This is a genomic window from Candidatus Omnitrophota bacterium (assembly GCA_013791745.1).
Lineage (GTDB): Bacteria > CG03 > CG03 > CG03 > CG03 > CG03.
This window is the reverse complement of the sequence record VMTH01000118.1, coordinates 1-7358: the sequence shown is the minus strand read 5'-3', so window position 1 is coordinate 7358 and position 7358 is coordinate 1. Positions and strand designations below refer to the sequence as shown.

Here is a 7358-nt window from a genome sequence, read left to right as displayed (position 1 = left end):
GGGCCCTGTTTTATCAGTCTCCCCATCTTGCCCGGAATCCGCGGACATCAACATGCACGAACGGGCCATGGTGTTTTGTTTTCTTATACCACCCGAGACCGCCGTGAAAAATCTTGTACCATTCATGGCCGTACATTGAGTCGATTATGTCGTACACAATTACAGCATCGTGATAATCTATCCTGCCGTCCTTGTTCAAATCATCCATCAGGCCGTCTTTGGGATTTTCGTCAATGAAAATATCCGCTGCCCCCCCGTACATATGCCTGCTGTATTTAACATTCCCTATGGCCTTATTGTAATATGGTGTCCTGTAGCCGCTCATTATATGAAGCGTTTCCGCATCGAATCCTTTTTCATTAAGCTTTTCCAGGATCATCTCCAGTTTTAAGAGGAGCTTTTCCTTTAAAACCACATATTTGGGATACCCGCTCTTCTGCTTGCAGACGAATTGTTTAAGTTTGAAATTCGGCGAAAGCAGGGTATCTTCATTTTCCTTTGTCACCTCTATGAATCCTTCGGGTATCTTGTATATCGCCAGCCTTTTTAACGCTATTTTCTCATAGTATCCGACCCGGTATCCGTTCAGATATTCCCCTTTTTTCTCTTTGCGGGGCACCATCACAAAAACATTCATTAAAATACTTTTCCCCGTGCCGGTTTGCGTGATCTCTATTCTATACAATCCCTTTGCTTTGGGAGATATCCATTTCCATGCTGCGCCGGAAATTTTATGCATATTTCCGGAAGAAGCCTTAACTGTGTATTTTGAATCAGTTTTATCGTTGCTCTCAATTTCAAAATCCAGCATTTCGCCGGGCATGACAAACACTCCAGTAACATTATAGGGGCATGTATTATTTTTAAATCTCACGCTGAATCCCGGCCTGATGCCGCGCTCCCGGGCATTTACGCGATATGAGGGATAAAAGACAATAAAAACGGTTACGGCAATCAGGGCCGATATGTTTTTTCCTGACAAAGCCTTATTTTTCATCACTTTTTCCTGTAATCCTCTTCCAGCGACTTGTACAATTTATCATCCCGCTTATATATATCTTCCCTGAAATTCAAACCTCCATTCTCATCCGCCCATGCTGTCCAGTAAAGGATATGTATCGGCACAGGCACGGGAAGCTTCACTTTTTTGTCAACGCTAACCCTTAACATCTCATCCATTTCATTTCCCTTCCAGTTCATAAGATACTTTACCAGTTCCAGCGGTTTCTCTATCCTGATACAACCTGAACTGAATGTGCGTATATTTTTAACAAACAGCTCGGGGGAAGACGTATCGTGAAGATAAACATTAAACTTGTTCGGGAACATGAACTTCACTTTTCCCAATGCGTTCAACGGCCCCGGTTCCTGCCTCAACCCGTACGGAAAATTATCCGCGTTAAGCTTATCCCATTCAATGGTACCCGGGTCTATTTCTATTGCGTTTTTTCCCTTGCCCTGAAAAACTTTCATGTTCTGCTTTGAAAGATATTCCCTGTCATTCAGAACTTTCTGTATAATATCCTGGACAGCGATATTGTGAGGCACATGCCAGTACGGATTAAACACAAGATATGTTATCCTGTCGCTAAAGACAGGCGTACGCCTGTAATCCCTTCCGACGATAACGCGCATATCCATGATCTTTTTCTTATCATCAATAACCTCCAGCTCAAAACCGGCGATGTTGACAATAACATGGCTGTCGCCCAGGTCCTGCGGCAGCCACCGCCATCTTTCAAGGTTGACCCGGATCTGTTTGACCCTTTCCCCGACGCTGACATTCATAGCGTTTAATGCGGGAGTATCTATCTCGCCTGTGACTTCAAGCCCGTACCGTCTCTGAAAATCTTCCACTTCCCGCTGAAGAATGCTGTCATATATATCTACATCTTCCCTTTTGCCTTTGAAAACTTTTTCCATGCTTAACCGCTCGTATATTGCCGGGATCCTCGGGTCGGCTTCTCCGGGTTTAATGGTTTTCCCCGGAGGGATCTTCTGCCATCCCCCCGCATCAGAAATCTTCCCGTATTTCTTCACGGTATCCCTCAGTCTGCTGTATTCTCTGTAATCAGGCAGCAGTTCCGCCAGACTCCGCCTGATATTCTTATCTTCTAGAGCTTTTTCAAGAACTTCCATTAAATCCCGTTCTCTTTTTACCGCTATCCATTCAGAAACGATTGTTTCCGGATTCACCTTGCCTGAAACAAGATGCGCGGAGTACAGCAGAAACGCGTCTGTCAAAAGGATATCTGTAACAACAAGGATTTTGGACAGATCGGCTCTTGTATTTTTTTCGGAAATGTATTTTACCAACGACTCAATTTTATCAATATGATAATCCGAAGGTTTCAATCCTTCAACATAAGAATCCTTCAGCGCTTTTATCAGATCATATGAAATTTTTGATAAAGAACCGTTATCTTCCAGCCAGGCGGGCATATAAGCCCGTTTCTCATAAAAAAGCGGCAGAGCTTTTCTTGAATATATGTATTCGTTCCCGACCTTAATATCGCCTGAATAATCAGCGGCCTTGATTCTGTTCCTTAAGAGCTCATCCAGTTTTTCCGGGAACGGATATTTTGCCGCGCGGATCCCGGCGGTATTTACACTTATCAGCAACACAGAGACAAACAATAATTTAAACACTTTGAATCTCCACTCCTCAAGCCCTAAACTTATCCGGATAATGGCGCGCTCCATTGCCGGCAAAAGCCGCATCCGTATCACCTTTGCTCGGAAGCGATGCCCGTCATCGGCACAAAGCGCACTGGTATTATATCCCTGACGGTGAATTCGCCGTTTTTCTTTTCACCCAGTTTTAATTCCTGGAAACCTTCGCCCACGGGTATGACAAGCCGTCCGCCTTCCTTGAGCTGGGCGATGAGGGGCTCAGGTATATCCTTAGGCGCGCAGGTGACGATTATCCCGTCGTAGGGGGCGTGCTCGCTCCATCCGAGAAATCCGTCGCCCGACTTTATCCTGACATTTTTATATCCCAGATTTTTCAGGCGCTCCGCCGCGCTTTCAGCGAGAGACGGTATTATTTCCACCGAAAAAACTTCCTTCGTTATCTCACCCAGCACAGCGGCCTGATAACCGCTTCCCGTGCCTATCTCAAGGATCCTGTCATCCTTCGACGGAGAGAGGAGCTCCGTCATGAGAGCCACGATGTAGGGCTGCGAAATCGTTTGCCCTTCTTCTATAGGCAGGGGATGGTCGTCATAGGCAACAGCGGTGTATTTTTCGTCGATGAAAAGATGCCGCGGCACCTTTTCCATGGCGGCGAGAACCGCCGGATCCGTAACGCCCCGGGCGGCTATCTGCTCCCTCACCATATTTTTTCTCATCATGGCAAAATCCTCATCCTCCGCGTTTCTCCGGCATCCGCTTCCAAAAAAAACGAGAGCACAGACAAAAAGAGATGCTGTCAAAACAGAAATTATATCTGAACGCTGCCATGGCATTTGTCTATTCTCCATTTTCCCTTTAGCTTGACCAGCTTGATTCCGTCGGCCTTGAGCAATTCTATTTTTCTCTTCAGTCCCCGTGAATATCCTCCAGTCGAGCCGTCTTTTCTGACAACTCTGTAGCAGGGAATCTTTTCAGGATTTTTGTTCGCGTTTAAGATTTTCCCCGCGGCCCGCGCGGCCCGGGGATTCCCCGCTCTCGTGGCCAGCTCTCCGTAAGTAAAGACCTGCCCGCGGGGTATTTTAGAGACTATCCGTAAAACTTTTTCGCTGAAAGTCACCCTTCTATTATTTCCGAAAGGCGATCGCCGACGCCGGAGGTGCTTGATGTTCCGCCGAGATCATAGGTGAGAGTGTCGCCTTCCTCTATGAGCTGTCTGACGGCTTTTTCTATTTTTTTGCAGGAAGCGCTCTCTCCTATGTGATTGAGCATCAGCGCGCCGGAAAGTATCATGGATATGGGATTTATGCGGTTTTTACCGGCGTGCTTCGGCGCCGAGCCGTGTGTCGGCTCAAAGACGGCCATGTCATCGCCTATGTTCGCGCCGGGCGCTATGCCGAGGCCCCCGACAAGTCCCGCGCAGAGATCGGAAATTATATCGCCGTAGAGATTGGGTAGCACCATCACATCATAGAGCTGGGGTTTTTTGACAAGCTGCATGGTCATGTTATCCACTATCCTGTCTTCCGACTCTATTGAAGGATATTCCGCGGCGACGGCGCGGAAAACTTCCAGGAAAATACCGTCGCTGTGTTTCATTATGTTGGCCTTGTGGACGCCTGTCACTTTCTTTCTGCCGTTTTTCACGGCGTAATCAAAAGCGAATTTTATTATGCGCCTTGACGCCTCTTCGGATATGGGTTTTATGGATATGCCGGTGGTCGCGGAAAACTTATGTCCCGTGAGTTTTCCGAGCTCCTGTATCTTCGGGTCGCCTTTCTTAAATTCTATCCCCGCGTAGAGATCCTCTGTGTTTTCCCGCACGACGACGAGATCCAGATCGGGAAACGGCACATCCTTGATGCCGTAGCTCTTGCAGGGCCTCAGGCAGGAATAGAGGTCCAGCACCTTTCTTATGTGGACATTGACGCTCCTGAACCCGCCGCCGACGGGAGTGGTTATCGGCCCTTTCAGGGCAACCTTGTTCTTCCTTATGCTCTCGAGCGTCTCATCCGGTATGGGCGTGCCGTATTTCTCCATCACGTTCTCACCGGCCGGCATTTCTTCCCAGTCTATTTCAACGCCGGTGGCGGCTATCACCCTTTTTGTCGCTTCCGTTATCTCCGGGCCTATGCCGTCTCCCGGAAGAAGTGTTATCCTGTGTTTCATAATCCTCTGTTCTCCTTGATGTAATTCACAAGCCCTCCCGCGTTCAAGATGGCTATCATCTTTTCGGGAAGCTGGGGGAAACGCCTTTCTATCCCTTTCGTCAGATTTCTCACGACGCCGGATTTGAGATCCACTTCCGTCTCGTCGCCCGATTCAAAACCGGAGGTGTCTATCTCTACGGCCGGAAGCCCTATGTTTATGCAGTTCCTGAAAAATATCCTGGCGAACTGTTTCGCTATCACGCATGAGGCGCCGACAAGTTTTATAACGATCGCCGCGTGTTCCCTTGACGAGCCGCAGCCGAAATTCTCACCCGCCGCCACGATGTCGCCCGGTTTCATGTTTTTCACAAAATCCTTATCCGCGTCTTCAAGCGCGTGTTTGGCCAGTTCCGGCAGATCCCCCCGGAGATGATAATATCTACCCGGGCATATCAGGTCAGTGGAAACGCCGTCGCCGAACATGTGTATTTTCCCCTTTATCATAAAAACTCCCTCGGGTCGCTTATTCTGCCCGTCACAGCGGTTGCCGCGGCGGTCATGGGCGATGCCAGATAAACAAAAGATTCGGGATTGCCCATCCTGCCCTTGAAATTCCTGTTGGCCGTTGAAAGAGCCGTGGCGCCGTCGGCGAGGATGCCCGCGTGCACGCCGCAGCAGGGCCCGCAGCCGGGCGGGATGATGCTGGCGCCAAGATCCACGAATTTACGGAACATCTCGCTTTCCGCGAGCCGCTTGAGCACCGTGTTTGAGGCGGGCGCTATTATGAGAGTCGTTTTCAAGCTCTTCGCTTTTTTCAGTATCTCGTAAGCCGCCTCGTAATCGGAGAAACGGCCGTTTGTGCATGTGCCTATCAGCACGACATCGACTTTAACATCCCCCAGTTCCGAGGCCGGCGAGACATTGTCCACCTGATGAGGGCAGGACACCATAGGAACTATTTCGCTCATATCCTCGCTTATCATATTCTCGTAAGCGGAGGCATCGGATGCGGGAAGTTCCCGGAAATCACCTTCTCTTCCGCGGGATTTGAGATATTCCCTCACAGTTTCGTCGGCGGGGAATATGCCGGTTTTCGCGCCGGCTTCTATGGTCATGTTGGATATTGTGAAGCGTCCGTCCATCGAAAGGTTTTTCAAACCCTCGCCGAAAAATTCCATCACCTTGTATGTGGCCCCGTCCGCGCCTATTTTTCCGATGATGTCTATTATGACATCTTTGGCGGCTACGCCCTTGTTGAGCTTTCCCTTTATTTCAATACCCAGACTCTCCGGCACCTTGAGCCACACGGAACCTGCCGACATGGCCGCCGCCACATCCGTTGAGCCGAAACCCGCCGCGAAAGCCCCCAGCGCCCCTGATGTGGGAGTGTGGGAATCAGCGCCGACTATCACATCATAAGGCGATGAGAATTCCTCAACCATTATCTGATGGCAGACGCCCCTCATTATGCAGTTGGCTTTGCTGGAAACTGCGAAATCCCTGATTTTCTTGTGAGCGTTCGCCAGCTCCGCTCTCGGCGGCGGCACGGCGTGATCTATGAAAAAATAACAGTTAGCGGGATTTTTAAGCCCTATTCCGAGCTTCTTTATGCCGTCTATTGAAAGCGGCCCCGTGCCGTCCTGGCAGAAAGCCCTGTCAACGGGCATTATCACGATCTCGCCCGTGCGCACTTCCTTTCCTGTTTTTGATGAGATGATCTTCTTAACTAATGTTTCAGCCATTTTTTCAGCACCTTTACCGGCACCTCTTTCACAAGGGGTTTGCCGGCCCCTTTTATTAATACAAATACCGGATTTCTGTCAATCACTTTCTTGTCGGACATAATGAGTTTCAAGAGCTTACCGTTGTCTATCTTTATTTTTTTAAAACCCGCACGCGTGATCAGCGAAAGGGCTTTTCCCCGTTCATCTTTCCCGCAGAGCCTGAGATAAAAACTCAGATCAACAGCGTCGAGCATGCCGGATGCCACAGCTTCGCCGTGGCTGATATTCCGGTAGGCGAGCGCCGTCTCTATGGCGTGCCCGAAGGTGTGGCCCAGATTAAGAACACGGCGCTGTCCTCCTTCAAGGTAATCTCTCCGGACGATATCCTCTTTGATCTTTACGGATTTTTTTATCACATCTGCCAGGAATTTACTTCCCGGGGATTTTATCTGACCCGCTCGCGGCGCCAAAAACCCGTAGAATTTTTCATCCAGCAGGGCATATTTGACGATCTCGCCGAAACCGTTCCTCATTTCCTCAGCCGGCAGAGTGCCGAGGAAAGCCGTATCTATTATGACCGCCAGCGGCATCTTGAAAGCGCCGGCCAGATTCTTGCCCTCTTTGAGATCCACGCCGGTCTTCCCTCCTATCGAGGCGTCCACCATAGCCAGAAGCGAGGTCGGGATCTGTATAAAATCAATCCCTCTCATGAAAGTGGCGGCGAAAAAACCCGTTATGTCGCCGACGACACCTCCCCCGAGCGCCACGGCAAAGCATTTTCTGGTTATACCGTTTTTAACGGCCGCGGAATAGAGTTTCTCAAGCGTCTTAAGGTTTTTATAGCGCTCACCGT

The 7358-nt window shown here is 49.3% G+C and carries 8 protein-coding genes; all 8 read right to left on the bottom strand.

Annotation, left to right across the window (positions count from 1 at the left end; genetic code table 11):
* Positions 1-13: 13 nt before the first annotated feature.
* Positions 14-1000, bottom strand: a complete 987-nt coding sequence (locus FP827_05470) for a DUF882 domain-containing protein (GenBank protein ID MBA3052522.1) — start codon at positions 998-1000, stop codon at positions 14-16.
* Positions 997-2721 carry a L,D-transpeptidase family protein gene (locus FP827_05465; GenBank protein MBA3052521.1) on the bottom strand — a complete coding sequence of 575 codons (1725 nt, stop codon included), beginning with the start codon at positions 2719-2721 and terminating at the stop codon, positions 997-999. The genes FP827_05470 and FP827_05465 overlap by 4 nt, the downstream gene beginning before the upstream one ends.
* Before the next feature lie 5 nt (positions 2722-2726).
* A complete protein-coding gene (locus FP827_05460; GenBank protein ID MBA3052520.1) occupies positions 2727-3467 on the bottom strand; it encodes a protein-L-isoaspartate(D-aspartate) O-methyltransferase in 741 nt (246 codons plus the stop codon).
* The gene (locus FP827_05455; GenBank protein ID MBA3052519.1) at positions 3443-3799 is read right to left on the bottom strand and encodes an MGMT family protein; all 357 of its coding nucleotides are present in this window, start codon (positions 3797-3799) and stop codon (positions 3443-3445) included. The genes FP827_05460 and FP827_05455 overlap by 25 nt, the downstream gene beginning before the upstream one ends.
* Positions 3748-4800, bottom strand: a complete 1053-nt coding sequence (locus FP827_05450) for an isocitrate/isopropylmalate dehydrogenase family protein (protein MBA3052518.1) — start codon at positions 4798-4800, stop codon at positions 3748-3750. The genes FP827_05455 and FP827_05450 overlap by 52 nt, the downstream gene beginning before the upstream one ends.
* The gene (locus FP827_05445; protein MBA3052517.1) at positions 4797-5285 is read right to left on the bottom strand and encodes a 3-isopropylmalate dehydratase small subunit; all 489 of its coding nucleotides are present in this window, start codon (positions 5283-5285) and stop codon (positions 4797-4799) included. The genes FP827_05450 and FP827_05445 overlap by 4 nt, the downstream gene beginning before the upstream one ends.
* Positions 5282-6523 (bottom strand): 3-isopropylmalate dehydratase large subunit, encoded by a 1242-nt coding sequence (locus tag FP827_05440; protein MBA3052516.1) that lies wholly within the window; start codon positions 6521-6523, stop codon positions 5282-5284. Before FP827_05440 ends, FP827_05445 begins: the two co-directional genes overlap by 4 nt.
* Positions 6508-7358: 3-dehydroquinate synthase (locus FP827_05435; GenBank protein MBA3052515.1), on the bottom strand; the 851-nt coding region annotated here is incomplete at its 5' end. The genes FP827_05435 and FP827_05440, both read right to left, overlap by 16 nt.